This window comes from Ruegeria sp. YTSA105 (assembly GCF_059610225.1).
The window spans coordinates 172,777-198,698 of the sequence record NZ_JBXWNE010000001.1 but is presented as its reverse complement, the minus strand read 5'-3'; the positions used below and the strand labels follow the sequence as shown (position 1 = coordinate 198,698).

The following is a 25,922-nucleotide window of genomic DNA, read 5'->3' as shown; positions in this document are numbered from 1 at the left end:
ACGCTGTATGACACGGGCCAGGCTAAACCGCAGTTTGATGGGCACAGCCCTGTGTGCCGCGCTGCTGGTGGGATGCGCACCTGTCGGTCCTGATTTTGTGCGACCGAACTCTCCGGTCGTGAAGGAATGGATCGAGGTAAACAACCCTTCAGTCGGTGCCAGCGGCCTCACCTCGCGTAGTGCCCCTGTGGCAAAATGGTGGGAGACCTTCAACGACGCCACTTTGAACCGGTTGATCGCCGAAGCCTATGCCCAGAACCTGGCGCTACAGGTGGCCGGTGCGCGCGTATTGCAGGCCCGCGCACAGCTTGGGATTGCCTTTGGTGAGCTTTACCCCCAATCGCAGGCCATCGGAGGTTCGATCGAGCGGCGCCAGATCAGCGACAATATCGGACCGATTTCCGATATCAATCGGATCATCCCTCTGGATACCGAATTCTCGACCTCGCAGGTTGGCTTCGACGCCCAATGGGAACTGGATGTGTGGGGGCAGCAACGCCGGGGTGTGCAGGCCGCACGATCCAATCTGGCACTTCAGGTCGCTAATTACGATGACGCTTTGGTCACGCTGACCGGCGATGTAGCAGCGTTATATGTAAGCTTCCGCGCGCTGCAAGAAACCCTGTTCGTGGCACGAGAGAATATCAAGCTGCAACAGGAATCGGTTGATCTGACGCAACTGCGTTTCAACAACGGCGTCACCACTGAACTGGATGTGCAAGAGGCCACCGCCCTGCTGAACAATACCATGGCGCTGGTGCCGGAGATTGAAAGCGATCTTCAGCAGACCAAGAATGCTTTGGCTGTTTTACTGGGAACAACACCCTCGCGCATGGCCGGGTTGCTGGGTAATTCCGGTCGTATCCCTTCGGCCCGATCCAACGTCGCCGTTGGAGTACCAGCGGAATTGCTGCGCCGACGCCCGGATGTACGCGCCGCAGAACTGGCCGCTGCCACACAGTCTGCGCAAGTTGGGATCGCGATTGCTGACCTGTATCCCCAGTTCATCCTGTCCGGTTCGATCGGCCTGCAGGCCTCGGGCAGTCAGGACCTGTTTTCATCCGCCAGCAATACTGGGCTAGCCAGTGCCGGAGTGGTCTGGAATGTGCTGAATTATGGGCGGATCAAGAATAATGTCCGCGCCCAGGACGCAGCTTATCAGGCCTTGATTGCGAACTATCAAAACACCGTTCTGACCGCCTATTCCGAGGTCGAAAGCGCCATGGTCGCCTATACGCAGTCACGCAAACAAGTGACATTCTACCAAAACAGCGTCACCGCATCGCGCAAAGCTGCCGAGATCGCGGTGAACCAATACCGGGATGGCATCGCCAGCTATTCCCGCGTTCTGAACACGCAAACCGCATTGCTGCGATCACAGGCCAACCTGATCGAAGCCCGCCAGCAGGTCTCGAGCAATCTGGTTGCAGTCTACAAAGGTTTAGGCGGTGGTTGGCAAATCCGGCAAAATCAGGAGTTCCTGCCGGAAACCGTGCTGGCCGAAATGGCCTATCGCACCGATTGGGGAGACCTGCTGCAACAGGCTCCGACCCAAGCCAGCCTGAACTGAGCGCTATTTCGTCAGACCGCGCAAGCCGCCCGAAATCAGAATGTTGACCTCGTAGAGAATACGCGGCGCGGCCAGTCCTCCGGGGCTGGCCAAATAGTTCGGGCTCCATTCCGGTTCGAATTTCTGCTTGAACGAGCGCAGCCCCTCGAAGTGATAAAACTGTTCGCCATGTTCATAGACAAAGCCGCCAATGCGGTTCCACAGTGATGCCAGTTGCCGGTTTTCGATCCCGGAAAACGGTGCCGCCCCCAGCGAGAACCAGTGGAACCCCTGCTCGGCCCCCCATGACATCATCTCGGCAAAAAGCGCGTCCATAACAAAACTTGGGCTATCTGGTTCATACCGCATCAGATCCAGCGACAGTTCTGATTTTTGCCCGCCCTGAAACAGGTTAGCAAACGCGACGATCTCACCTGTTTCGCCATTCCGCAGCACCGCGTGGTCGAAATAGGACAGATAGGTTTCATCAAATCCGCCAAGCGCAAAACCTTTCTCGGCCCCAGCCTTTTGCGCCAGCCAGTCATCCGAAATCTTGCGCAACTCGGGCAGGATCAGGGTTAGTTCCTGTTTTGGAATAATCTCAAAAACATACCCTTCGCGTTCGGCCCGGTTCTTGGCCTGACGGAACCGCTTGCGGGATTTTCCGTCCAGCGAAAAATCTTTCAGCGGCACCCGCGCTACTTCGCCAATTTTCAGGATCGACAGGCCAAGGTCTAGAAAGGTCGGCAGGTATTTGGTGGAAACGCTGTAGAAGGCACAAAGTTTACCCTCACGGTCCGCCATCTCGCGCAGCTGCCATATCAGCTGTTTACCGGCGGTTTCATCCCCTACTGGCTCACCTTTGGTGACCAGTGCGTTGCCGGTATCGGCATAAGCCAGAAAAGCGGTTTCATCCGGCGCGATCAGGAACTGCTTGTCCCCGGTCAGGGAAATCTGGGATTCTGTGTCTTCGCTTTCCATCACCAGACGTTCGACTACTTCGGGGATTTCTGTGCGGGCTGGAACAGGAATCTCGCGCCCGAACAGAGAGCTAACGGCAACCACCCCAAGGATGACCGCAACCACAAGGCTGGATCGTAGGAACCGCGAGGCGTCGCCGTTCCAGGCAAACTCCCACCACAGGGCATTTTGATATTCGACATGGGAATAAGCAAACAGACCCACCCAAAAGATCACCGCAAGCAATGCAAGAACGCTGACCAGCCAAGGTATGTTCAACCTGAAGATCGAAGCGCCGCTAACCCGATAGAAAGCATCCCGGAACATGGCCAGCAGAACGATGCTACCCACCATGCTGAGCGCTTCGTGCGTATCCAGCCCTTTGGTCAGCGAAGCGACAAAACCGGCCAGCATCAACAGCATGGCCACAACCCAAGCCCGGTAAAGCTTGCGAAACAGCCCCCGTGACACAAGGATCAGCAAGACCCCTACCGCACTTCCGGCCAAGTGGGACGCTTCGACAAAGGACAGGGGTAGGAAATCCCGCAGCACACCCAGGTTACCGCTGCTTGCAGGCAACGCGCCGGAGACCAGAAGTATCACACCGGCCACTGCGGCCACGCCTGCGGCCACCATGGGCACGATCGGACGGATCACTCGATAAACCCAAGTGGCTGCACCAGTAATATGTCGCCGGTGGCTCAGCGCTGATGCCACAGCGATTGAAAGCGTGGCGATGAGGAAGGGAAGAAACGTATAGACCAGGCGGTACAGCAGCAGCGCGGCAATGACATCCGACCGGCCTGACGCGCCAAGTCCCGCGATCATAGTCGCCTCGAAGGCGCCAATTCCACCCGGCGCATGGCTGAGGATACCGACCGCAATCGCGCCAATAAAGATGGTGAAGAAATAGGGGTAGCCGATCCCAAGGTCTGTCGGCAGCAGCACATACAGAACCATCGACGCACCAAACACATCGCCCAAGGCCGCCAGCGTCAGCAACCCGGCCAGTTTGCCGCCGGGAAGGTTAAATCCAACCCCGCCATAGGCCAGCCTGCGCCCGCCTTTCGACAGCCAGATGAACAGCGTTGCCAGAGCGATCAAAAGGCCCAATCCTATGACCGTCTCGACCGTATCGCTGATTGGCAAAACCTTCGATATCCCGTCGGGATGAAAGGTCAGCAAAGCCCCTAACAGCAAGGTCATGCCGGACCAGAAAGCGATCCACGAGGTCGCAATAACCCCAGCGACACGCCCCAGATCCAGCCCCAAAGATGCGTAGATCCGATACCGGATCGCCGTGCCCGTGATGTAGGAAAACCCAAGGCAATTTGACACCGCATAACCACAGGCCCCGGCCATGCCCGCAACCGGCAAAGGGACCTCACCGTCGGCAACGCTCTGGACTGCAAAGACGTCGTATAAAGACAGGGAAACAAAGCTAAAAGCGGTCCAGCACAAGGCGATGAACAACAGCGTCCAAGAGGTGTTCGCCACATCCGTCTGAACGGATGACCATTTCACATGCGCAGACAGTTCATGCAGCACGGTCAGGGCGACCAGCATGACGATTACGGGAATGGCGGTTCTGACCAGGGGTCGTTCCAGAAAACCGGATACTCTTTCGGCAAGTCTGATGGCCCAGAGTTCTTTGCCTGTATCCTGATCAGTCATGTGATTTCCCTGTTTCAGGTTTGCAGCTGCCTTTGCGCGGGTGGCGAACGCATCGCAACTTTTACACATATTCCTTGCTGCTCAAAGCACTACAGCAATCAGACGCGGCCTTTCCGAGTAGAAAGAAGCAAGTTGGTTTCGGATCGCGTAATCCCTTCGATCCTGCGGATGCGAAACAGGATTTCATCCAGTTCGGCCAGGGTCTCGGTCCCAATCTCGGCAATCAAGTCCCAACCGCCATTTGTCGAATGGACAGCCCGCACCTGTGGCATGGCGGCAATTTGGGCCATGGTGCGCTCGGTGCCGCGCCCTTCGATTTCCAGCATCATCAACCCTCTGACCGGGCTTTGCGCCACATCCTGCCGTGTCAGAACCGTAAAACCTACAATCTCACCGGATTGCTTCAAACGTTGCAGACGGCTGCGCACTGTTGTGCGTGTGACTCCCAGTGTTTCAGCCAGTTCCGAGAGTGAAGCACGGGCATCCCGATGCAGAGCGCTGAGAAGCTTGCCATCCAAATCGTCCATTCAATACTTCCGTTATGTCACTTGCGGTTCCATTTTGAGCATTTTGATCCCTATCCGCAAGCCACATTGCCGGAGTAGTATTCCATATGGATACAAACAACGTAATTCTGGTTGGCGCCCCGATGGATTCGGGCAAGCGTCGACAGGGCTGCCGGATGGGCCCCGATGCCTATCGGGTTGCGGGGCTTCAATCAGCTCTTTCCGATCTCGGTCTTCACCTACGGGATCTCGGCGATGTCACACCTGACATTCCGGATATGTCCGAACATTCGCATCTCTTCGCCCTGCCCGAGTGTGTCGGCTGGACCAAAGCTCTCAGCCGTGTCGCGCAGGATGTCGCCCCACAAGGCCTGCCAATTTTCATGGGCGGCGATCATGCACTTTCGATGGGCACGGTTTTGGGCATGGCACAGCACGCCGAGCGGATCGAACGCCCACTGTTCGTTCTCTGGCTGGACGCGCATAGCGATTTCCACACACCCGAGAGCACCGATAGCGGCAACCTGCACGGGACACCCGTAGCCTATTTCACCGGACAGCCCGGATTTGACGACTTTCCACCGGTTTCATCACCAGTTCCGACCGACCGGGTCGGCATGATCGGTCTGCGCTCGGTCGACCCAGCCGAACGGGCTCGGCTGGAACAGGATCGCGCAATGCTGGCCGATATGCGAAGCATCGACGAAAACGGCATCAAAGCACCGCTGATGGCCTTTCTGGAGCGGGTCCGGGCAGCGGATGGCATCCTTCATGTTTCGCTGGATGTGGATTTCCTTGATCCGTCCATTGCTCCTGCAGTTGGCACAACAGTTCCAGGTGGCGCGACCGAACGCGAGGCTCATCTAGTGATGGAACTGCTGCACGAAAGCGGTCTTGTCTGCTCGCTGGATCTGGTAGAATTGAACCCGTTTCTGGACGAACGCGGCCGCACTGCAAAATTGATGGTGGATCTGGCCGCCTCATTGCTGGGCCGCCGCATCTTTGACCGCCCCACCCGGAGCTTCTGATGCAATCTCTACAAGCCCCACCAGCCGTTGTGATGATCCGGCCCCATGCGTTTGCTTCGAACCCCGAGACACGCGACGACAATGCGTTCCAGACCTTGGCCAACCGCTCGGCAGCGGCCACGTCTGTCCAAGCACGCGATGAACATGATCAGGCGGTGGCGCTGCTGCGCGATGCGGGTATTAAGGTACATGTCTTCGACGATTTCGGAGACCTCGACACACCAGACAGCGTATTTCCGAACAACTGGTTCTCGACCCATCCCGGCGGACATGTGGCAATCTATCCGATGTTTGTGCCGTCGCGCAGGCGCGAACGTCGCGCCGACGTCATAGAAATGTTGAAACAGGAGTATCGTGTTCAGGACGTGATCGATTATTCCGGGCTTGAACAGGACAGACTGGCGCTGGAAGGCACCGGAGCGATGGTTCTGGACCACATTGGCCGCGTGGCCTACACGGTCAAATCCAACCGCGCCGACCCCGTTCTGTTGGAGCGTTTCTGCACCCATTTCAACTATGAGCCCATCGCATTCGAGGCGCATGATGCCGCAGGACGTGATGTCTATCACACGAATGTTCTGATGGGCATCGGCTCCAAATACGCGCTGATCTGTCTTGATATGATCGCGGACCCCGAACGCCGCGCGACAGTGAAAGCCAGGCTGGAAGAATCCGGTCGCACGGTCATCGACCTGACCCATGATCAGATCGCTGAATTTGCTGGCAACGCCATCGAACTGAGCGGCCTGAATGGTCCCGTGCTGGCGCTGTCCAGCCGGGCACTTGCCGCCCTGACCCCGGAACAAATCGCTACAATCGAAGCCAGCGCGACACCTCTGCCGCTTTCGATTCCCACCATTGAAACTGCCGGTGGATCCGTGCGCTGCATGATTGCGGGCATCCACCTGTCCCGCCGATAGGAGCCCCTAATGCAACCATCTGAAAAGGCCCTGGTGCCGTTTGTGTCTGTCGACAATATGATGAGACTGGTCCACCACATCGGCGTCGAACGTGTGATCACCGATATTGCGGCGCAAATCGAAGCTGATTTCAAACGGTGGGAAAGCTTTGACAAAACACCCCGCATCCCTGCCCACTCGCCGCATGGGGTGATTGAACTGATGCCAACCTCAGACGGTGAGGCCTATGGGTTTAAATACGTCAACGGCCACCCCAAGAACACCTCCGAAGGCCTACAGACCGTTACCGCATTTGGATTGCTGGCAGACGTCTACACAGGCTATCCGACCCTGCTGACCGAAATGACCATGCTGACTGCATTGCGCACCGCAGCAACCTCTGCCCTGGTCGGCAGTTATCTTGCGCCTAAATCGGCCTCGACGATGGCAATGATCGGGAATGGCGCGCAATCCGAATTTCAGTGCCTCGCCTTCAAGGCCATGTGCGGGATTGATACTGTTCGCTTGTACGATACCGACGCGGCAGCCACCGAAAAATGTGCGGCCAACTTGGCGGGCTCTGGCCTCTCGGTCGTGAAATGCAAATCCCCTGAGGACGCCATCGAAGGCGCGCATATCATCACGACCTGCACGGCGGACAAGAAAAATGCCACGATCCTGACCGATAACTTGGTCGGCCCAGGCGTCCACATCAACGCGATCGGCGGCGACTGTCCCGGCAAAACCGAACTGCACAGGGATATCCTGCTACGCTCTGAAATATTCGTCGAATACCCGGAGCAAACACGTATTGAGGGCGAGATTCAGGCCCTGGAAGACGATCATCCCGTCACCGAGTTGTGGCAGGTCATGACGGGACAGGCCGAGGGTCGCAAAGATGATCGTCAGATCACGTTGTTTGACAGCGTAGGTTTCGCGATCGAGGATTTTTCAGCCCTGCGCTACATCCAGTCCGCAGTCCGGGGCACAGATTACTACGAACCCCTGGACATGCTGGCAGACCCTGACGACCCGCGCGATCTGTACGGAATGCTGATGCGCGCGAAATAGAGATACCCTGCCCCCACGCGCCAGCCGGGGGCAGGTATCACCAAAGATTGACTTCGTCAGATGCCAATTACCCGGCCAGCGAAGGCAGGTACAGAACGATGCCCGGAAAGGCGACCAGCAGCGCAATCGTCACGGCGTCGGCGATGAAAAACGGCGTCACGCCCTTGAACACGTCCTGAACGCTCAGATCAGGGCGGACGCCGGCAACGACAAAGCAATTCAAACCGATCGGTGGCGTGATCAGGCAGAACTCGGCCATTTTCACCACCAAAATACCAAACCAGATGGCGCACATCGGACCGGACATCCCAAACGTACTTTCCGCAGCGGTGACGGCCTCGCCCCCGTTCAGCGCCATAACTGCCGGATAGACAACCGGCAGAGTCAGCAATAGCATCCCGATGGCATCCATGAACATGCCGAGCACCGCATAGGCCAGCAGGATGCAGATCAGGATCAGCATGGGTGACATTGTCAGCGACGTGATCCAGTCGGAAAACGCGCTTGGCAAATCGGCGAAACCCAGGAACCTGACATAGATCAGCACGCCCCAGATGATCGAAAAGATCATCGCGGTCAGTTTGGCGGTCTCAAGCAGTGCGGATTTCAACTCTGCCCATCTCATGCCGTGGAACAGCGCGAAGCAGAACACGATAAAGGCACCGATTGCCCCGCCTTCGGTTGGCGTGCCCCAGGCTTTTTCACCAAACGGGTTATAGACGAAGCAGATGATGATCAGGATCACCGCAACAATCGGTAGGGCACCAGGCAGCGCGGCAAAACGCTGTTTCCAAGTAAAGCCAGTGACCGGCGGGCCGACATTTTTGAACACAACGGCGATGCCGACGATCAGCAGACCATAGATAACCGCCGAAAACGCTCCCGGTATGAACCCGGCGAGCAGCAGTTTGCCCACATCCTGTTCCACGATGATCGCATAAATCACAAGGATCGCCGAGGGCGGGATCAGTGAGGCCAAAGTGCCACCTGCAGCAACTACGCCCGCCGCAAATTGTTTGTTGTACCCGACCTTCAGCATTTCCGGGATCGCGATCCGGGCAAATACCGCAGATGTCGCGACCGATGCCCCCGAGACTGCAGCAAACCCAGCGGTGGCGAACACGGTTGCGACCGCAAGCCCACCCGGAACCCAGGCCACCCAGCGCTTGGCCGCCTCGAACAGCGCGCGCGTGAGGCCTGCGTAATAGGCAAGGTAACCGATCAGGATAAAGGTCGGGATCAGGCTGAGCGTATGGGCTGCAACCTTGGAATGCGGCACTTGCCCTGCGGTTTTTACCGCAACGGTCAGCGCCTTGCCAAATCGGTCAGGATCATATCCGAATTTGGCCCAGAATATCCAAACCAGACCGATCAGCCCCGCCAAAGCCGCGGCAAAAGCCACACGCATTCCGGTGATAACCAGAACCAGCAGACCACCGGTGACCCAGAGGCCAATCTCAATCGAGTCCATATGCTAGTCCTGCCCTTCGAATTGTTCGGCTTCAGCGGCAGCCTGCGCAGCAGCGTCCTGTATCATCGGCACCGCAACTGGGTTTTGTAGGCCCAGCACAAAGGCCCGTCCATAACCCCAGATTTGCAGCACAAGCCGCAAGCAAAGTACCGAAAACGCAATAGGTGCCAGTAACTTGGCAGGCCAGAGCGGGATGCCAATGTCGATCGAGCTGTCCCGGCTCCACAGAGGTGCGCCAAAGTCGAATGATCTGTCGAAATGGGACCAGCTGCCCCAGACCAATGCCAACATGAGCACCAGGATGAGAACGACCGAAATCAACTCGAACAGCCACAAAGCCCGTCCGTGTAGCCGCGAAATGACAATATCCATCCGGATATGGCCCCCATCGCGTTGTACGTAAGAGATACCTAGAAACGCAATCAAAGGCATGGCTTGCTCGATCCAATCGACATAGCCCGGCAATGGCGCGTTATAGGCGTTGCGCCCACTCACCGAGACAACTGCCAGCACCATTAACCCGAACACGGCAATTCCGCTGATCAGTGCAAGCGTACGCTCGGCCCTTAACAGCAGCTGGTCCAGCCTGCTCAGACGGCTATCATCCGCAAGCACCGTCGCCTGTCCTGCCATTCCGCTGGCCCTCTCTGTATTGGAATCAGTGTCCGGGTACCGCGCAGGGTACCCGGAACGCGTGATCAGTTCCCGCCACGCTGTTGTTTCAGCGTCAGTTGAACAAGATCATATAGATCCTGCGCAGGCAGACCCTGCGCGGACATGTCAGCGATCCACTGCTCGCGGATCGGATCAGCAGCCTTGGTGCGGAATTCCTCCAGCACGGCTTCGTCGATCTGAACTTTCTGCACGCCTTTTTCGGTCAACACACCATCCCACTGCTCCAGCAGACCGCCGTAATTGGTGAGATAATGGGCAATGGCCTCGTCGACAGAACTGTTAAGCGCTTCACGATGTTCCGCAGGCAGCGCTTCGTAGGCGTCGATATTGACCACAACCGGACAGTTTACAGTGCCGGGGTTCAGGTTGGCCGTCCACCAGTCGGCTTCGTTGATAGTGCCGAAAGACAAATGTGCGTGCTGAGCAAAGGCCACTGTATCAACAACACCGGATTCCATCGCATTAAACGCCTCGGTCGCGGGCACCGATGTTGGAACACCGCCAACGGCCTCAAACGCCTGGCCCAGCCCGCCAGTCGCACGTACACGCATGCCGTCAAAATCTGCAAGCGTTGAGCGCGGATCACCGGTTCCAACGATATTATACTGGGGCATTGGCGACGTCATGATGATCCGGGCATTCCACTGAGCCATCTCATCCTTAACGGCGGGATGATCATATACAGCGTGGCTGACGGCCACCTCTTCTTCCAAATTGTTCACACCCAGGAACGGCAGTTCAAGTACAGTGATCGCCCGATTTTTGTCGCGGTGATAGCCTGCGCAGAACTGCGCCATCTCGAATGCACCGATCTCAATCCCGTCCAGATTCTCTTTCGGCTTTGACAGCCCGCCATAGCTGACATTGATCGTGAATTCGCCACCGGTTTTTTCGCTGACCAGTTCAGCCAGTTTCTCGACATGTTCGGTAAAGGCCCGGCGTTTGCCCCAGACCGAAGCATTCCATTCTGTTGCTGCAGCTTCGGTAACGAATGCAACAGTCAGGGCGGCGACGGCGGCACCGCTCAACATTTTAGTCATAGTGATTTCTCCCATTGATGCGCCCCCTTTTTTGGGTCGCTTGAGCGTAAAGCTAGCGCCAACATCGATATGTGCCAACCCCTGCCAGACCACCCACCAAAATCTGCAAACCGCCCGCCAGCGCTAACAATCATAAGGTGAATATGAAATGTGTAAATTTCACGGGCAAGCACTTTGAAAACAGTTGAAAAGTGATTAACATCTATATTGCTGTTTTAAATATGCTTTTTTGACATCTTACGATTTCCTTTACAATTCCTTCAAAGGGATTGAAATTTATTAACAAATAAACCCTGCTATTTCTGTAATTTATTTCTTTGTTTTCTGATCTCCGTATTATCCTGCATCGGGAGGAAACAGGTCGACATTGCCTGTTCAGCGGGCAAGATTGTCCCAGTGAATTTAAGTCCAGAGGGAGGAACCTCAGAATGACAACCGCTGCTCAGGCAGATGCCAAAGTTTATCCGCCATCCGCAGAAATTTCAGCGCGTGCGCATGTCGATGCCAAGAAATACGGCGAAATGTACACGGCTTCTATAAACGACCCCGTTGCATTCTGGGGCGAACAGGGCAAACGCGTTGACTGGATCAAACCCTATACCCAAGTGAAAGACGTCAGCTATGATTTGGGCTCGGTCGGGATCAACTGGTATGCGGATGGCACTCTGAACGTTTCAGCCAACTGCCTGGATCGTCATCTGAATACACGCGGCGATCAGACTGCGATCATCTGGGAACCTGATGACCCGAATGAACCCGCCCAACACATCACCTATGCCGAACTGCACCGCCGCACCTGCCGGATGGCGAATATCCTGGTTTCCATGGGCGTGCGCAAAGGCGACCGTGTAGTCATTTATCTTCCGATGATCCCCGAGGCTGCATATGCCATGCTGGCGTGCGCACGTATCGGCGCAATCCACTCGATTGTTTTTGCAGGGTTTTCCCCTGATGCCCTGGCTGCACGCGTCAACGGATGCGACGCCAAGGTTCTGATTACAGCTGATGAAGCCCCTCGCGGCGGCCGTAAGACACCGTTGAAGTCAAACGCCGACGCGGCCCTGCTGCACTGCAAGGACACGGTGAAATGCTTGGTTGTCAAGCGTACCAACGGCCAGACCACATGGATCGACGGGCGCGACTACGACTATAACGAGATGGCGCTCGAGGCGGATGACTATTGCGCGCCTGCGGAAATGGACGCCGAAGACCCTCTGTTCATTCTGTATACCTCCGGTTCGACCGGTCAGCCGAAGGGTGTCGTGCACACGACCGGCGGATATCTGGTCTATGCGGCAATGACGCATGAGATCACCTTCGATTACCATGAAGGCGACGTCTATTGGTGTACCGCCGATGTCGGTTGGGTGACCGGCCACAGCTATATCGTCTATGGCCCGCTGGCCAATGGCGCGACCACGCTGATGTTCGAAGGTGTTCCGACCTATCCGGATGCATCCCGCTTTTGGCAGGTCTGTGAAAAGCACAAGGTCAATCAATTCTACACGGCCCCTACCGCTTTGCGCGCCCTGATGGGGCAAGGCAATGAATGGGTCGAGAAATGCGATCTGAGAGATCTGCGCACGCTGGGCACTGTGGGTGAGCCGATCAACCCGGAAGCGTGGAACTGGTACAATGACGTTGTTGGCGGAGGACGCTGCCCGATTGTCGACACTTGGTGGCAAACCGAAACCGGTGGTCACCTGATGACTCCCCTGCCCGGCGCCCACGCAATGAAGCCCGGCTCGGCTATGAAGCCTTTCTTTGGTATTCAGCCCGTTGTTCTTGACCCGCAGTCGGGGGTCGAGATCGAAGGCAACGGAGTCGAAGGCGTGTTGTGCATCAAGGACAGCTGGCCCGGCCAGATGCGTACGGTCTGGGGCGATCATGAACGGTTCGAGAAGACTTATTTCTCGGACTACAAAGGCTACTACTTCACCGGTGACGGCTGCCGCCGGGACGAGGATGGCGATTACTGGATCACCGGACGTGTGGACGATGTGATCAACGTCTCGGGGCACCGCATGGGTACGGCCGAGGTCGAAAGCGCTCTGGTGGCACATGCTGCCGTGGCCGAGGCCGCGGTTGTGGGCTATCCCCATGATATCAAGGGGCAAGGCATCTATTGCTATGTCACCTTGATGAATGATCGCGAACCCTCGGACGAGCTTGTGAAAGAGCTGCGCACCTGGGTTCGGACCGAGATCGGACCGATTGCCAGCCCGGATGTGATCCAATGGGCTCCTGGCCTGCCAAAAACCCGCTCGGGCAAGATCATGCGCCGTATCCTGCGTAAGATCGCCGAGAATGATTTTGGATCGCTCGGTGACACATCGACCTTGGCTGATCCGTCCGTGGTCGACAACTTGATCGAAAACCGCGCAAGCAAGTGAGGATGTGATGGACGCTGCCACGATCACTACACCCACCGTACTGATCCTTCTCGGCCCCCCGGGCGCCGGGAAGGGTACACAGGCCCGTATGCTCGAAGACAAGTTCGGGCTTGTCCAACTCAGCACGGGTGACCTGTTACGGGCGGCAGTTGCCGCGGGAACCGAAGCCGGAAAAGCCGCCAAAGCTGTCATGGAGGCGGGTGATCTGGTCAGTGACGATATCGTAATTGCAATCCTGCGGGATCGTCTGGCCGAACCGGACTGCGCCAAGGGCGTCATTCTGGACGGCTTCCCCCGCACCACGGTTCAGGCACAGGCGCTGGACGCGCTGCTGTCAGAGACCGGTCAGCAGATCAACGCAGCCATCAGTCTTGAGGTTGAAGACGCTGAAATGGTGATCCGTATTTCCGGCCGTTACACATGTGCCGGATGTGGCGAAGGGTTCCATGATCGGTTCAAAACGCCCGCAGTCGAAGGCAAATGCGACAAATGCGGCAAGACCGAGTTCAAGCGCCGCGCAGATGACAATGCTGAAACCGTCGCCTCACGGCTGGCTGCCTATCACGCGCAGACCGCGCCGCTGATCACTTATTACCAAGACCATGGCGTTCTGAAAGGTCTGAACGCAATGGGCAATATCGAAGACATCGCCGGCAATCTGGAACGGATCGTCAGCGACACAATGAACTAGGGGAATATGGCCCGCCCTCAATAAGGGCCGAATTCCTAAAGGAAAGCTTCAAAGGACCCGCTCTGGCGGACCAGAGAAGTCTTGCCTGATGCCACCTGGCATCAAGCATATCGAAAAGTGGCCCCGCGCGCTGGAGGGTTAGGACAACGGGCCGCTCAAAGAGGAAGCGAAGGAGGAACCCGCGATGGCGGATCAATCAACACACTCCGCGCAGACTGCCGAAGCCGATAAGGGCTATTGGCAGGCCAACCTGCGTCTTATCTACATCAGCCTGGTGATCTGGGCGCTGGTGTCGTTTGGATTCGGCATTTTGCTGCGTCCACTTCTGTCCGGCATTTCCGTCGGCGGAACCGATCTCGGCTTTTGGTTCGCGCAACAGGGATCCATCTTGGTCTTTCTGCTGCTGATCTTCAACTACGCCTGGCGGATGAACAAGCTAGACGCTGAATACGGCGTTGAGGAGGAGTAAGGCCCTATGGACCAGTTTACCATCAACCTGCTGTTTGTGGGCGCGTCCTTTGCGCTTTACATAGGCATCGCGATCTGGGCCCGTGCTGGGTCCACATCAGAATTCTACGCCGCCGGTCGCGGCGTTCACCCGGTCACCAACGGTATGGCGACAGCGGCAGACTGGATGTCTGCGGCCTCGTTCATCTCGATGGCGGGCCTCATCGCCTTTACCGGCTATGACAACTCGTCCTTCCTGATGGGTTGGACCGGTGGTTATGTGCTGCTGGCGCTGCTTCTTGCCCCTTACCTGCGTAAGTTCGGCAAGTTCACCGTGTCAGAGTTCATCGGCGACCGCTTTTACAGCCAGACCGCGCGTATCGTGGCGGTGATCTGTCTGATCGTAGCGTCTGTGACCTACGTGATCGGCCAGATGACCGGCGTTGGCGTAGCTTTTGGCCGCTTCCTTGAAGTGTCAAACACCACCGGGTTGTTAATTGGTGCAGCCGTTGTTTTTGCCTACGCGGTGTTTGGGGGGATGAAGGGCGTGACCTACACACAGGTCGCTCAGTACTGCGTGCTGATCACCGCCTACACAATCCCAGCCATCTTTATTTCCCTGCAACTGACTGGCAATCCGGTTCCGGCTCTGGGTCTGTTTGGTGATACCGCCAGCGGTGAACCGCTGCTGACCAAGCTGGATGCGATCGTGACCGAGTTGGGCTTTAACGAATACACCGCCCACCACTCGGACACGCTGAACATGGTGCTGTTCACGCTGTCGCTGATGATCGGTACGGCCGGTCTGCCGCACGTAATCATGCGTTTCTTCACCGTGCCGAAAGTGGCTGATGCCCGCTGGTCTGCCGGTTGGGCGCTGGTGTTCATCGCACTGCTTTACCTGACCGCCCCTGCGGTTGGCGCAATGGCCCGTCTAAACATCAGTGACATGATGTGGCCAAATGGCGGCATCGAAGGTGGCGCCGTATCCGTCGAAGATATCGACAACGACGCCCGTTATGACTGGATGGCTACATGGAAGAAAACCGGCCTGCTGGACTGGGAAGACAAGAACGGCGACGGCAAGATCCAGTACTATAACGACAAGAATGCCGACATGCAGGCGCTTGCGGAAGAGAAGGGCTGGGTCGGAAACGAGCTGACCAAGTTCAACCGTGACATCCTGGTTCTGGCCAACCCCGAAATTGCCAACCTGCCGGGTTGGGTGATCGGTCTGGTCGCTGCCGGTGGTCTTGCGGCTGCTCTGTCGACCGCTGCGGGCCTGTTGCTGGCGATCTCGTCCGCTGTGTCACACGACCTGATCAAAGGCGCGATCAACCCGCAGATTTCGGAAAAATCCGAGCTTCTGTCGGCGCGGATCGCAATGGGCGTGGCCATTGTTGTGGCGACATATCTGGGCCTGAACCCTCCAGGTTTTGCAGCGCAGACCGTTGCCCTGGCGTTTGGTCTGGCAGCTGCCTCGATCTTCCCGGCGCTGATGATGGGGATCTTCTCGACCCGCATCAACAACACCGGTGCGGTTGCTGGTATGCTGGCTGGTCTGACTGTGACCCTGGTCTACATCTTCCTGCACAAGGGCTGGTTGTTCATTCCGGATACCAACTCGTTCACGGATGCTGATCCTCTGTTGGGTACGATCAAGTCGACTTCGTTCGGTGCGATCGGTGCATTGGTCAACTTCACTGTCGCCTATGTGGTGGCTGGCATGACCAAAGAAACCCCGCAAGAGATCAAGGATCTGGTCGAAAGCGTCCGCATTCCCCGTGGCGCGGGTGCCGCTCAGGATCACTGAGTAGAGATGCGGCCCCTGAGCACCTTGCCAAAGGCCGTGTCTTTCGACTGACTACTCCCGCCCGGCATTCCACCGGGCGGGATTTTTCGAATAGAAACCGAGGAGTATCCGATGCCCCTGCCCCAAGCCGAGATCACGCGGTTTCTGAAATCCGTTCACCCTTATGACGCCCTGCCCGCCGATGATCTGGCAACGCTGTCTGATCAGATCGAAGTTTGGGAGGTCGAAGAAGGATCCCCGGTGTATCAACTGGGCGCGCCCCTGCCCGGCGTATTCGTGATTTACGAAGGACAGGTTGAAATCACTGACAGGAACGGCGCGATTGTCTCTCATCTGGGGCTGCGCAATTCTTTCGGGGAACGCGGTTTACTGAAAGACGGTAAAGCCGCGACCAAAGCGCAGGCGCACGCAAACTCGGTTTTTCTGGTGATCCCGCCCAACCTGATCCGAGACCTCATTGACGAACATGAAATCGTCGCCAAATTCTTTGATCGGACCCGCACGGAACGCTCCAGCCCCCAAAGCCTTGCAACCAGCGCTATCGACGTTCTGATGGCACATAACCCCGCAACCTGCCCCCCTATTACCACCGTTCGCGAAGCGGCGCAGATGATGAGGGACAGACATATTTCCTCTCTCTGCATCACCGAGGGGGACATTCTTTTGGGGATCGCCACCTTACGAGATATCTCGGGCAAATACGTTGCCGATGGGATGTCTGTGGATACCCCTGTATCGGCAATAATGACGGCAAACCCGGTGACGCTGTCGCCGTCGGATATCGGATCGGATGTTCTTCACATCATGATGGAGCGCGGCATCGGCCATATTCCGGTATCCGAAGCTGGGCGTCTGGTCGGAATTGTCACCCAGACAGACCTGACCCACTATCAGGCGGTCAATTCCGCCGAGTTGGTGCGCCGGATAGCAAATGCGCAAACCGCGCAGCAGATGGCAGAAGTGACCGAAGAGATTCCCCAGCTTCTGGTCCAGCTTGTCGCTGCCGGAAATCGCCACGAGATCGTTACGCGCCTGATTACCGATATCGCCGACACAGCCACCAGACGTTTGCTGGCAATGGCGGAAAAACAGCTTGGACCACCACCTGTGCCTTACCTATGGCTGGCCTGCGGATCGCAGGGACGACAGGAACAAACCGGGGTGTCGGATCAGGACAACTGCTTGATGCTGGATGACAAAGTAACCGATGACGACATGTCATATTTCCAGACACTGGCAAAAATCGTGTCGGACGGGCTGGATAAATGTGGGTACTTTTATTGCCCGGGCGACATGATGGCGACAAATCCACGCTGGTGCCAACCGGTAAGTGTCTGGCGTGATTATTTTCGCGGGTGGATCGCCAAACCAAACCCCGAGGCGCAGATGCTGGCCTCGGTCATGTTCGACCTGCGCCCCATTGGCGGCGCATTTCACCTGTTCGATGACCTGCAGGCCGAAACGCTGGCCGCGGCCCAAGCGAATTCAATCTTTGTGGCACATATGATCTCGAACTCGTTAAAGCACACGCCGCCGCTAGGCCTGTTACGCGGGTTTGCCACGGTACGCTCGGGTGAGCATCGCAACACGCTGGATCTAAAGCATAATGGCGTTGTGCCTGTGGTTGACCTGGCCCGGATATACAGCCTTCAGGGGCAACTGTCCCAGGCCAATACACGTGCCCGCCTGAAAGCAGCTGGGGCGGCAGGCGTCCTCAGCCCCTCAGGTACCCGCGACCTGCTGGACGCTTACGATCTGATCGCCGAAACGCGGCTGGACCATCAGGCCCGTCTGGTGAAAGGCAACAAGAATCCGGACAATTTTCTGCCCCCATCCGATCTTTCGGACTTTGAGCGAAGTCATCTGCGAGATGCCTTTGTCGTGGTAAAAACAATGCAATCGGCGGTCGGCCACGGTAAAGGAATGCTGGGCTAAACCCTCAGGAACCTTGGAGAGTATTCATGTTCTTAGAACTGATCGGCACGATATTTGCAGGCGTCGCCTTAGCCGGCATCGTGATGGTGATCAACAAACTGACAGGTGGACGCCTGCCTCGTTGGTCCGCACCAGTCGCGGCGGGCATTGGCATGATCGGGATGACGATCAACAGCGAGTATTCATGGTTTGACCGCACGCGCGATACGCTTCCAGATGGTCTGATCATCATTCAAGAGGTCGAAAGCCGCGCTTTGTACCGTCCCTGGACCTATGCGATGCCCTTTGTTGATCGTTTTGCCGCAATCGACACCCTATCTGTGCGCACCAATGACCAAGTGCCTGAACAACGCCTCGTTGAACTGTATTTCTTTGGCCGCTGGGCACCGGTTTCAAAATTGCCGGTCGCTGTGGATTGCGACAAGAACCAACGCGCCAATCTGGCGGATGGGGCAGAGTTTGGTGACAACGGCCAGTTGCTGAACGCCGATTGGGTAACAGGCTCTACCAACGATCCGATCATCGAGGCCACTTGCGGAGTGTAACATGCTGACCCGATTAAGTCTGCGCCTGCGGATTTTCCTGTTCTTCTGCCTACTGGCGGTCGGCGGGGTTGCCGTCAGCTCGGTTGCGCTTTGGGTCAGCTACAGGCGGGCGGCGGATCCGGCCCTTTTTGACGCGTTTATCTTTGCAGAGATCGTCATCGGGTTCGGTCTGCTGGCCCTGATCGCCGCTGTCTGGCTATTGTTCGACGATAATGTCGCCAAGCCGATCGAAAGGCTTTCCGCTGAACTGCGCGCACGAGCGCATGCCGGTGTCAGCCGCGACCTCGATCTGCAAGCCGCGCGGTATCTTGGCGACTTGGCCCCTGCGGCTGCCGGTCTGGCCAACCAACTGTCCGACAAGACCATGGGCGTGGCAGAGGCTGTCGCTGCTGAAACCGAGCATCTGGCTGTGGAACAGCAAAGGCTTAGGGCGCTTTTGACTGAAATTCCTGTAGCCATATTGCTGGCTAGCCCCTCTCACAGGCTCGTTTTGTATGACGGACAGGCGGCCGAGGTTCTGGCACAGATTTCGCATCCACGCCTGAATGCGCCACTGTTCGATTACTTCCAGCCAGACGCGCTGCAGAAAGCCTATGCCAAACTGGCCAAGACCGGGATGGAGGCATCCTGTTCGCTGACCAGCATTGATGGGGCGCAGACCTATTCAGCCCGCATGAAACCGCTGGGGGAAACTTCCGGCTATATGCTAATCCTAGATGACAGCGCCGCCAATATAGCGCCTGAGGCTGCCAGACCTCTGGTCTATGACTTTGGTTTGCTGAACACATCCACCGACCAATCATTCGAGACATTGCCTCTGCGCGAGCTTTGTTTTGTTGTCTTCGACACCGAAACCACAGGCCTGCTGCCGCACAAAGACGAGATCGTCCAGATCGGCGCAGTCCGTGTGGTAAATGGACGGATGGTCGAAGGCGAAAGGCTGGATATGCTGGTGAACCCGGTCATGCCGATTCCTGCCGCCTCGACCAAGGTTCACAAGATCACGGATCGAATGGTCGAAGGCGCGCCGGAAATCGCTGAAGCCGGGCGTATCTTTCACGAATTCGCGCGAAATGCCGTAATCGTGGCGCATAATGCACCTTTTGATTTGGCGTTTCTGCGACGCCACGCCGACCGTATGAAAGTTGAGTGGACGCATCCCGTACTGGATACGGTCCTGCTATCAGCCGTCCTGTTCGGCGCCAGCGACACTCACACTTTGGACGCGCTGTGCGAACGGCTGGACATTACAATTCCGCATGAGCTGCGCCATACGGCATTGGGTGATGCAGTTGCCACCGCCGAGGCGCTGGTTCGGATGCTTCCGATGCTGCAAGCGCGCGGGATGAATACGTTTGGCGAGGTCATCGAAGCAACCCGCCGGCACGGTCGTCTGCTTGAGGACCTGAACTGAGGGCGAAATATGCACCTCAGGCGCAGCTTTTCATGGACAATCCCGGCTTGCCATGGCACCTGAGGCGCGGCCACAGAATGAGCGTGAGATGACGGACCGCACCTTCACCCCAACCCCGGACAACAGCACCGCGTTTCGCGAGGCATTGGGGTGTTTTGGAACCGGCGTCACCGTTGTCACCACCGAAACAGCGCTGGGGCCCCGCGCAATCACGGTCAATTCGTTTTCCTCGGTCTCGCTGACGCCTCCGCTGGTGCTGTGGTGCCTGGCGAAGGATTCAAACCGGTTCGACGCTTTCAAAGACTGCGATCACTATTCGATCCATGTGATGGCTGAGGAACAGCAGGAACAGGCCCTAAAATTCGCGCGCGAGGGTGCGGATTTTTCACATGCCAACTGGGCCGCAGATCACCGTGGTCGCCCTCGTCTGGCGGATTGTCTGGCGCGGTTCGACTGCCAGCTTCATGCCCGGCACGAGGCAGGGGATCATCTGATCATCGTGGGTGAAGTCGAACAGGCCATGTACCGCACCGGCAATGGCCTGATCTTCAAACGCGGTCAATTCGGCGGCTTTGCTGATCTGCTATAAGCCCTATTCGTCCAGCGATCCGTGGACCGCCAGCGCCTCAAGCTGGGTTTCCTGCGGTGTGATGATGCGAAACGCCTCAAGCACCCCGGTTTCAGACAGCTCACGGGCGACGGTCAGCAGAGTATTGGCGGCGTGTTCATCACATAGCTCTGCCATATGCGCGATCTCTTCCTGCGCAACACCCAGGGCGGCCTCGACCGATGGGGCCCCGTAGAATTGCACGAAATGTTCCGCCAAATTCCGGGCAATCTGGTCGATCTCGGCCTGTTCAACCTGCGTCACCGCTACAAAGGTCACCCGGCCGAATGTCTCAACCCCCAACCAACCATTCGCAAAGGCCTGGCGGGCTTTACCCTCCAAATCGCCTTCGCCCCAATTCGAAAACTCGAACCCGCCTGAAATGCACCACTCACCCGTTCGCGCCGGAGAATGAAACACATTCGTGTCGCTTTCATCGAAATGGATCGCACGGGCCAGTTTCATCATCCGTTCTCCAGTAAGTCAGTCAGCGGGTGCAGGCGGGTGTCCGCACCATTGCGGATAAGCATGCCAAACCGTTCATCAGTGCCCAAAAAGACCCCGATCTCGCCAAAGGGTTCGCCAACACCACGCAGCAGGCCCAACCATTCGCTGTGCAACGGCGCGTTGCCGTCTTCTTGCCAACGGTTGAGCCATGTCAGCATATGGCGCGACCAGCTTTCAATCAGTTGGACAGGCTGGACCTCGGCACACCCTTCATCGTAGAGCGCTGTGATATCCGGGGCCTGGCCTGGCGCGGTGCTGGTCTGTAGCAAGGCCAGCTCCCAGCCGACAATCAACCAGTCAGGCTCAATCTGAGGGTCTGAAGTCGACGCAGCAACCTGAAACTTGCCGCAGGTCGCACCATTCACACAGATAGGGCCGCCCCAGTCCAGATGAACGGCAACCTCGGGCGGGGCTAGAGCGCCCAGCGCATTCTGAAACCCAACTCCGCAAAGCGGCAACATCACCATGGCATCCTGCAATGGAACCTCAGGTGCAAATACAATGGCAACGCGCAAACGGTTGGCCTGAATGTTGTAGACCACCGTTCCGGCATCACAGCCCAGCGCTGCCATCGCCTGGGCGCGTTCGAACGGGTCTTCCCCGCCCTGAACGCCATGTCCAGTCAGCAACGGAGGAAAGACCGGCTGGGTCATGCATTGCCCTTGGTGATCATGTCGCGGGCAATCTTGCGGAAAGCTTCGGCCTGTGCGCTGTCCGGCTTGCTGACAACGATGGGCGCGCCCCCATCCGCCGCAACCCGGATATCCAAATGCAGCGGAATCTCACCAAGCAGCGGAATGCCCAGCGCCTCGGCCTCAGCGGCGACGCCGCCATGTCCGAACACATGTTCCTCATGCCCGCAGTTGGAACAGATATGGGTCGACATGTTCTCGATCATCCCAATAATCGGCGTCTTGAGCTGATTGAACATATCGATCCCTTTGCGCGCGTCGATCAGGGCCACGTCCTGCGGGGTCGACACCACGATGGCCCCGTCCACCTTGAACTTCTGGCTGAGCGTCAGTTGCACATCGCCGGTGCCCGGCGGTAGGTCGACAATCAATACATCCAATGCTCCCCACTGAACCTGCCCCATCATCTGCTGAAGCGCGCCCATCAGCATCGGACCACGCCAGACGACCGCCTGCCCTTCGTTGGTCATCAGTCCCATCGACATCATCGTGACGCCATGATTGCGCAGGGGCAGGATCGTTTTGCCATCCGGGCTGGCCGGGCGGCCAGAGACACCCAGCATCCGAGGCTGTGATGGGCCATAGACATCAGCATCCAACAACCCGACACGCCGCCCTTCTGCAGCCAAAGCACAAGCCAGATTTGCGGATACGGTGGATTTACCGACTCCGCCCTTACCGGATGCAACGGCGATGATCCGATCGACACCCGGAACGGCCTGCGGACCTGTCTGAGATGGTTTCGGCTTGGGCTTCAGTTCAGGCGGGGCCTTTTCGGAATGCGCGGTCATCATGGCGGAAACCTTGTCGACCCCCTCCACCAACTGCGCAGCATGCTCGGCGGCGGCGCGCACCGGCTCCATCCGCTCTGCCTGTTTCGGATCAATCTCAAGCACAAAGCGCACTGTATCGCCATCGACATTCAACGCGCGGACAACTCCGGCGCTGACGATATCCTGGCCTGAAACCGGATCGGTGATTTTCTTCAGGTTCGCCAGAACCGCGTCACGAACACTCATGCCATTACCCTTTTGGTTTGCCCGGTCGTTGGGATACGTTTCATTGCATGTGTCTCCGTCTTTTTTTCGTTCATTTGACGCATTCGGGCGCAGGCCGATAAGCTGCCTTTATGCGGGTTACCTTCTTTTGCCTGAGCTTGCTGCTCTCTGCTACCCCCTCTTGGTCGCAAGAGGCGCTGGGGCTTGCCGCCCCGGATGAGGTTACAGACTCTGGTCTGTTGCAACATATTCTTCCGCGTTTTTCTCTCAAGACCGGGATACGCGTCGTTGCGGACGATACCGGCGCTATGTCTCTGGGTGGATCACCGCCAGGCGATCCGGTTTTCGCGCGTCACGGGGTCACTTACCACCTGCGCATACTGGACGACACAAAGCAGCTTCGGTTTCGGGACTGGCTGCTGTCTGACATCGGCAAGCGCACCGTTGAGAGTTTCGCGCCCGAAAGCGGCCCGCCCTATTCCGCCAGCTTAACGGTCGAGGCCGCGACCGAGACCGACAAGATCGACGGCGACGCTGTCCTGGGTGCGGAGCTGTCGATGACCCATTGCGGGCGCTGCCATGTGATCGGACCGCAGAACCAGATGAACGGGCTTGGCTCCACCCCCTCTTTCGCCGTGCTGCGGGCTATGCCGGACTGGTCCGAACGGTTCGAGGCCTTCTTTGCCCTGAACCCTCATCCCGCTTTCACACAGATTGAGGACGTAACCCCGCCCTTTGACCCTCTGCGTCCTTCGCCAATCCACCCGGTCGAGATGACGCTGGAGGAGTTAGAGGCGATTCTGGCCTTTGTCTCGGCCATCGAGGCAGCAGATCTGGGCGCGCCGCTACAGCTTCAATGATCCTTTCTTTTCGAGAAATAGTCCTCGGTCGTGACGACTTTGGGTTTCGGGTTTGACTGAAACGGGTTGTCCTTGTGCTGGAACTGCGCGTTCACACGACAGTTGTCACACATCTGGATCATGCGCGCCTGTTCGGATGTCGCAAACATCGGATGCGTACCAGACAGCTTTTCCATGATACGTTCGACGGTCGATTTGACACCAAAGAGGGCACCGCATTCCACACATGCAAAAGGGTCTTCTTCGTTCAACACGTCCTGAGACAGGGCCGCATCACTTAAATCCAGTTGCGGTACCAGAGTTATCGCATTCTCGGGGCAGATTGTTCGGCATAGGCCACATTGCAGACAGGCATCCTGTTGGAAGTTCAGCTGCGGCATATCCGGGTTGTCGGCCAAAGCGCCTGACGGACAAAGGGACACGCAGCTGAGGCACAATGTACAGGCGTCCGTATCCACCGCGATGGCCCCATAGGGTGCATTCTCGGGCAAGGGCAACGGGGCTGCGGCCTGCGGGTTCAGCGCCTGTGCGGCCAGTCGCGTAATCTGCCTGCGATTTCCCAGCGGCAGAACCGGGTCGGCCAAGGGGGGCGGCACGTCCTGCGCATATAGCAGGTCGGACAGCGCATCGGGATCAGCCTCATCGATCTGTGCCAACCCTGCAGTCCCAGCGATAGCCTGCGCCAGCGCCAGTTCGCGGTCCAAGGCATCCCTTTCGGTTGTTGGGGCCAGCAGCACATCAACCCGCGCAAACCCATGTGCCAGCGCGGCCAGCATCTCGGCATGGCCAAAGCCCGAGATCACGTTCAGTTCTAGCGGGATCACATCCGCTGGAATCCCGCGTCCGAAACGGGCGGACAGGCGGATCATTTCGGCCCCATGCGCGTCATGCACCAACAGCCGGGGTGCTTGCCCGCCTGCACGCCGGTAGGTGCGCGACAGAATGTGCATCCGTGACAGCAGCGCAGAAACGGGCGGATCCTCGTAAGTTATCGCGGTAGATGGGCAAACCGCCGCGCATTCTCCGCACCCTGCGCAAACCATAGGGTCGATGGCTACATGTTCGCCCGCAGGGGTGATCGCCCCCGTAGGGCAGATATCCAGGCAATTCGTACACCCGACCTGTTCGGCACGGGAATGCGCACAGAGGGATTCTTCCAACCGGACATAGAGAGGCTTTTCAAATGTCCCGACCAGTTGCATGGCCTCAAACGCCAGCCGTTCGACAGCGACCGCATCTTTGGGATCAGCTCGCAAATACCCTTCGCGCTTGGCTGGGGCCTGAACCAGAGGCATGCCGCCCGTCAGATCAACAACCATATCGCATGAGGAGTTCGCCCCGTCGCGTGGTTCGGTCCAGCCAAAAGCCCCGCGTCCTCCGGGTTCAAGCTGCTGCAACGCATCCAGCTTTATCGAAAACCCGCCCAGCGCACCGGTCACCAAACGAACGCGCCCGCGTATCACATCAAAGCGGCGCGACATGGGCTCTGTGTCATCAGTGGTCAAAACTGTCACGGCCAATATGTCCGAGAGGCGTTCAGCCAACTCAAAACTTACTGCGCCGGGCCCGACTATGAAACACGTCCCTTCGCTGACCACATCGACACTGGGTGTGATCGGCTGAGGCAACACCGCCTCAGCAGCCAGCGCGGCCATTTTGGGGGCAGCATCCTGCCCTTGTTCAGACCACCCGGCACGATCGCGAAGATCGACAAACCCTGGCACTTCGACACCTAACTCATCGGCCAGTGCCAGAAAAACATCCTGCTCTTGTGTACAGGCTATTACGACTTTGCCCTCTTGCAGCGGCTGTGCGACGCTTTCCAGTTCTTTCGTACATAATGCGGTGTGAATTCTGGAGCAGGCGACATCGCAAGCTGACGATAGTTTCTCAGCGTCAATGGTTTGCGTTCCCGCACAGTCACATAGCAGCAATCTCGTACCCATAACCTCCCCCCGGATGTCCTCCCCAGTCCAAGGTCAGCTTAGAACCTCTGAAGAAAGTAGCAATGCCCGTGGGGGCCGGATCGCCGGAACAAAGCCCGATAAGAGCCGCGAGGACCGTAAACAATCGGTGAAGGGTGCATATTCGACCACCCAAGGACTTGGCAGGAAGCTACTTTGTGTACCATAGTAGACCCTGAGGAA

The 25,922-nt window shown here is 57.5% G+C and carries 22 protein-coding genes; 13 read left to right on the top strand and 9 right to left on the bottom strand.

From position 1 onward, the window contains the following. Positions 1–7 precede the first annotated feature (7 nt). The gene (locus AC2FH2_RS01020; protein WP_271946619.1) at positions 8–1,570 is read left to right on the top strand and encodes an efflux transporter outer membrane subunit; all 1,563 of its coding nucleotides are present in this window, start codon (positions 8–10) and stop codon (positions 1,568–1,570) included. 3 nt (positions 1,571–1,573) lie between these two features. On the opposite strand, the gene mprF is transcribed toward AC2FH2_RS01020, so the two are convergent. Together mprF and AC2FH2_RS01010 are read right to left on the bottom strand one after the other, a co-directional pair. Next, on the bottom strand, positions 1,574–4,183 hold the full coding sequence (gene mprF / locus AC2FH2_RS01015) for a bifunctional lysylphosphatidylglycerol flippase/synthetase MprF (protein WP_496714421.1): 2,610 nt from the start codon (positions 4,181–4,183) through the stop codon (positions 1,574–1,576). A 98-nt stretch (positions 4,184–4,281) separates the two neighbouring features. Continuing rightward, complete coding sequence (locus AC2FH2_RS01010) at positions 4,282–4,710, bottom strand: Lrp/AsnC family transcriptional regulator (protein ID WP_142634311.1); 429 nt, start codon at positions 4,708–4,710, stop codon at positions 4,282–4,284. An 86-nt stretch (positions 4,711–4,796) separates the two neighbouring features. On the opposite strand from AC2FH2_RS01010, the gene rocF reads away from it, so the two are divergent. The 3 genes from rocF to ocd are packed head-to-tail and all read left to right on the top strand — an operon-like array spanning position 4,797 to position 7,687. Further along, positions 4,797–5,717 carry an arginase gene (gene rocF, locus AC2FH2_RS01005; RefSeq protein ID WP_496687679.1) on the top strand — a complete coding sequence of 307 codons (921 nt, stop codon included), beginning with the start codon at positions 4,797–4,799 and terminating at the stop codon, positions 5,715–5,717. Then, the gene (gene ctlX, locus AC2FH2_RS01000; protein ID WP_271946611.1) at positions 5,717–6,637 is read left to right on the top strand and encodes a citrulline utilization hydrolase CtlX; all 921 of its coding nucleotides are present in this window, start codon (positions 5,717–5,719) and stop codon (positions 6,635–6,637) included. The genes rocF and ctlX overlap by 1 nt, the downstream gene beginning before the upstream one ends. Positions 6,638–6,646: 9 nt before the next feature. Further along, positions 6,647–7,687, top strand: a complete 1,041-nt coding sequence (gene ocd, locus AC2FH2_RS00995) for an ornithine cyclodeaminase (RefSeq protein WP_496822569.1) — start codon at positions 6,647–6,649, stop codon at positions 7,685–7,687. 67 nt (positions 7,688–7,754) lie between these two features. Here ocd and AC2FH2_RS00990 read toward each other — a convergent pair whose 3' ends face one another. The 3 genes from AC2FH2_RS00990 to AC2FH2_RS00980 all read right to left on the bottom strand — a co-directional run bounded on the left by AC2FH2_RS00990 (position 7,755) and on the right by AC2FH2_RS00980 (position 10,873). Then, positions 7,755–9,158 carry a TRAP transporter large permease gene (locus tag AC2FH2_RS00990; RefSeq protein ID WP_142634319.1) on the bottom strand — a complete coding sequence of 468 codons (1,404 nt, stop codon included), beginning with the start codon at positions 9,156–9,158 and terminating at the stop codon, positions 7,755–7,757. A gap of 3 nt (positions 9,159–9,161) precedes the next feature. Beyond that, positions 9,162–9,791, bottom strand: coding sequence for a TRAP transporter small permease subunit (locus tag AC2FH2_RS00985; RefSeq protein WP_142634321.1), 630 nt, complete (start codon positions 9,789–9,791; stop codon positions 9,162–9,164). 65 nt (positions 9,792–9,856) lie between these two features. Then, on the bottom strand, positions 9,857–10,873 hold the full coding sequence (locus AC2FH2_RS00980; protein WP_496687677.1) for a C4-dicarboxylate TRAP transporter substrate-binding protein: 1,017 nt from the start codon (positions 10,871–10,873) through the stop codon (positions 9,857–9,859). Between the two features lie 428 nt (positions 10,874–11,301). Here AC2FH2_RS00980 and acs point away from each other — a divergent pair, with 428 nt between their 5' ends. The 8 genes from acs to AC2FH2_RS00940 all read left to right on the top strand — a co-directional run bounded on the left by acs (position 11,302) and on the right by AC2FH2_RS00940 (position 20,700). Continuing rightward, positions 11,302–13,266, top strand: a complete 1,965-nt coding sequence (acs, locus tag AC2FH2_RS00975; protein WP_496822566.1) for an acetate--CoA ligase — start codon at positions 11,302–11,304, stop codon at positions 13,264–13,266. A 7-nt stretch (positions 13,267–13,273) separates the two neighbouring features. Next, positions 13,274–13,957 carry an adenylate kinase gene (locus tag AC2FH2_RS00970; RefSeq protein ID WP_142634327.1) on the top strand — a complete coding sequence of 228 codons (684 nt, stop codon included), beginning with the start codon at positions 13,274–13,276 and terminating at the stop codon, positions 13,955–13,957. A 184-nt stretch (positions 13,958–14,141) separates the two neighbouring features. Beyond that, the gene (locus AC2FH2_RS00965; RefSeq protein WP_142634329.1) at positions 14,142–14,426 is read left to right on the top strand and encodes a DUF4212 domain-containing protein; all 285 of its coding nucleotides are present in this window, start codon (positions 14,142–14,144) and stop codon (positions 14,424–14,426) included. 6 nt (positions 14,427–14,432) lie between these two features. Next, complete coding sequence (locus tag AC2FH2_RS00960) at positions 14,433–16,217, top strand: sodium:solute symporter family protein (protein WP_142634331.1); 1,785 nt, start codon at positions 14,433–14,435, stop codon at positions 16,215–16,217. Positions 16,218–16,328: 111 nt separating this feature from the next. After that, entirely contained in the window at positions 16,329–18,152 is a 1,824-nt protein-coding gene (locus AC2FH2_RS00955) for a DUF294 nucleotidyltransferase-like domain-containing protein (protein WP_496822565.1), read from the top strand. Between the two features lie 26 nt (positions 18,153–18,178). Further along, positions 18,179–18,697, top strand: a complete 519-nt coding sequence (locus AC2FH2_RS00950) for a hypothetical protein (RefSeq protein WP_142634335.1) — start codon at positions 18,179–18,181, stop codon at positions 18,695–18,697. A gap of 1 nt (position 18,698) precedes the next feature. After that, positions 18,699–20,111: a 3'-5' exonuclease gene (locus tag AC2FH2_RS00945; protein WP_496822563.1), complete on the top strand. Its 1,413-nt coding sequence runs from the start codon at positions 18,699–18,701 to the stop codon at positions 20,109–20,111. Between the two features lie 88 nt (positions 20,112–20,199). Next, the gene (locus AC2FH2_RS00940) at positions 20,200–20,700 is read left to right on the top strand and encodes a flavin reductase family protein (RefSeq protein ID WP_496822562.1); all 501 of its coding nucleotides are present in this window, start codon (positions 20,200–20,202) and stop codon (positions 20,698–20,700) included. Positions 20,701–20,703: 3 nt separating this feature from the next. Here AC2FH2_RS00940 and AC2FH2_RS00935 read toward each other — a convergent pair whose 3' ends face one another. Genes AC2FH2_RS00935 through AC2FH2_RS00925 form a run of 3 tightly spaced genes read right to left on the bottom strand, consistent with a single transcriptional unit; the run spans position 20,704 to position 22,936 of the window. Beyond that, positions 20,704–21,183 carry a DUF6505 family protein gene (locus AC2FH2_RS00935; RefSeq protein ID WP_281994741.1) on the bottom strand — a complete coding sequence of 160 codons (480 nt, stop codon included), beginning with the start codon at positions 21,181–21,183 and terminating at the stop codon, positions 20,704–20,706. Continuing rightward, entirely contained in the window at positions 21,183–21,878 is a 696-nt protein-coding gene (locus tag AC2FH2_RS00930; protein ID WP_496687669.1) for a biotin/lipoate--protein ligase family protein, read from the bottom strand. The genes AC2FH2_RS00935 and AC2FH2_RS00930 overlap by 1 nt, the downstream gene beginning before the upstream one ends. Beyond that, on the bottom strand, positions 21,875–22,936 hold the full coding sequence (locus AC2FH2_RS00925) for an Mrp/NBP35 family ATP-binding protein (protein WP_281972241.1): 1,062 nt from the start codon (positions 22,934–22,936) through the stop codon (positions 21,875–21,877). The genes AC2FH2_RS00930 and AC2FH2_RS00925 overlap by 4 nt, the downstream gene beginning before the upstream one ends. A 110-nt stretch (positions 22,937–23,046) precedes the next feature. Here AC2FH2_RS00925 and AC2FH2_RS00920 point away from each other — a divergent pair, with 110 nt between their 5' ends. After that, positions 23,047–23,775 (top strand): c-type cytochrome, encoded by a 729-nt coding sequence (locus AC2FH2_RS00920; RefSeq protein ID WP_496728150.1) that lies wholly within the window; start codon positions 23,047–23,049, stop codon positions 23,773–23,775. Here AC2FH2_RS00920 and AC2FH2_RS00915 read toward each other — a convergent pair. After that, positions 23,769–25,721 carry a 4Fe-4S binding protein gene (locus AC2FH2_RS00915; protein WP_496822561.1) on the bottom strand — a complete coding sequence of 651 codons (1,953 nt, stop codon included), beginning with the start codon at positions 25,719–25,721 and terminating at the stop codon, positions 23,769–23,771. The genes AC2FH2_RS00920 and AC2FH2_RS00915 overlap by 7 nt on opposite strands. Positions 25,722–25,922 lie beyond the last annotated feature (201 nt).

What these genes read in the sequence shown, in the direction of transcription:
- AC2FH2_RS01020 (WP_271946619.1), top strand. Translation starts at nt 8, where the DNA reads ATGACACGGGCCAGGCTAAACCGCAGTTTGATGGGCACAGCCCTGTGT.
- mprF (WP_496714421.1), bottom strand. Translation starts at nt 4,183, where the DNA reads ATGACTGATCAGGATACAGGCAAAGAACTCTGGGCCATCAGACTTGCC.
- AC2FH2_RS01010 (WP_142634311.1), bottom strand. Translation starts at nt 4,710, where the DNA reads ATGGACGATTTGGATGGCAAGCTTCTCAGCGCTCTGCATCGGGATGCC.
- rocF (WP_496687679.1), top strand. Translation starts at nt 4,797, where the DNA reads ATGGATACAAACAACGTAATTCTGGTTGGCGCCCCGATGGATTCGGGC.
- ctlX (WP_271946611.1), top strand. Translation starts at nt 5,717, where the DNA reads ATGCAATCTCTACAAGCCCCACCAGCCGTTGTGATGATCCGGCCCCAT.
- ocd (WP_496822569.1), top strand. Translation starts at nt 6,647, where the DNA reads ATGCAACCATCTGAAAAGGCCCTGGTGCCGTTTGTGTCTGTCGACAAT.
- AC2FH2_RS00990 (WP_142634319.1), bottom strand. Translation starts at nt 9,158, where the DNA reads ATGGACTCGATTGAGATTGGCCTCTGGGTCACCGGTGGTCTGCTGGTT.
- AC2FH2_RS00985 (WP_142634321.1), bottom strand. Translation starts at nt 9,791, where the DNA reads ATGGCAGGACAGGCGACGGTGCTTGCGGATGATAGCCGTCTGAGCAGG.
- AC2FH2_RS00980 (WP_496687677.1), bottom strand. Translation starts at nt 10,873, where the DNA reads ATGACTAAAATGTTGAGCGGTGCCGCCGTCGCCGCCCTGACTGTTGCA.
- acs (WP_496822566.1), top strand. Translation starts at nt 11,302, where the DNA reads ATGACAACCGCTGCTCAGGCAGATGCCAAAGTTTATCCGCCATCCGCA.
- AC2FH2_RS00970 (WP_142634327.1), top strand. Translation starts at nt 13,274, where the DNA reads ATGGACGCTGCCACGATCACTACACCCACCGTACTGATCCTTCTCGGC.
- AC2FH2_RS00965 (WP_142634329.1), top strand. Translation starts at nt 14,142, where the DNA reads ATGGCGGATCAATCAACACACTCCGCGCAGACTGCCGAAGCCGATAAG.
- AC2FH2_RS00960 (WP_142634331.1), top strand. Translation starts at nt 14,433, where the DNA reads ATGGACCAGTTTACCATCAACCTGCTGTTTGTGGGCGCGTCCTTTGCG.
- AC2FH2_RS00955 (WP_496822565.1), top strand. Translation starts at nt 16,329, where the DNA reads ATGCCCCTGCCCCAAGCCGAGATCACGCGGTTTCTGAAATCCGTTCAC.
- AC2FH2_RS00950 (WP_142634335.1), top strand. Translation starts at nt 18,179, where the DNA reads ATGTTCTTAGAACTGATCGGCACGATATTTGCAGGCGTCGCCTTAGCC.
- AC2FH2_RS00945 (WP_496822563.1), top strand. Translation starts at nt 18,699, where the DNA reads ATGCTGACCCGATTAAGTCTGCGCCTGCGGATTTTCCTGTTCTTCTGC.
- AC2FH2_RS00940 (WP_496822562.1), top strand. Translation starts at nt 20,200, where the DNA reads ATGACGGACCGCACCTTCACCCCAACCCCGGACAACAGCACCGCGTTT.
- AC2FH2_RS00935 (WP_281994741.1), bottom strand. Translation starts at nt 21,183, where the DNA reads ATGAAACTGGCCCGTGCGATCCATTTCGATGAAAGCGACACGAATGTG.
- AC2FH2_RS00930 (WP_496687669.1), bottom strand. Translation starts at nt 21,878, where the DNA reads ATGACCCAGCCGGTCTTTCCTCCGTTGCTGACTGGACATGGCGTTCAG.
- AC2FH2_RS00925 (WP_281972241.1), bottom strand. Translation starts at nt 22,936, where the DNA reads ATGAGTGTTCGTGACGCGGTTCTGGCGAACCTGAAGAAAATCACCGAT.
- AC2FH2_RS00920 (WP_496728150.1), top strand. Translation starts at nt 23,047, where the DNA reads ATGCGGGTTACCTTCTTTTGCCTGAGCTTGCTGCTCTCTGCTACCCCC.
- AC2FH2_RS00915 (WP_496822561.1), bottom strand. Translation starts at nt 25,721, where the DNA reads ATGGGTACGAGATTGCTGCTATGTGACTGTGCGGGAACGCAAACCATT.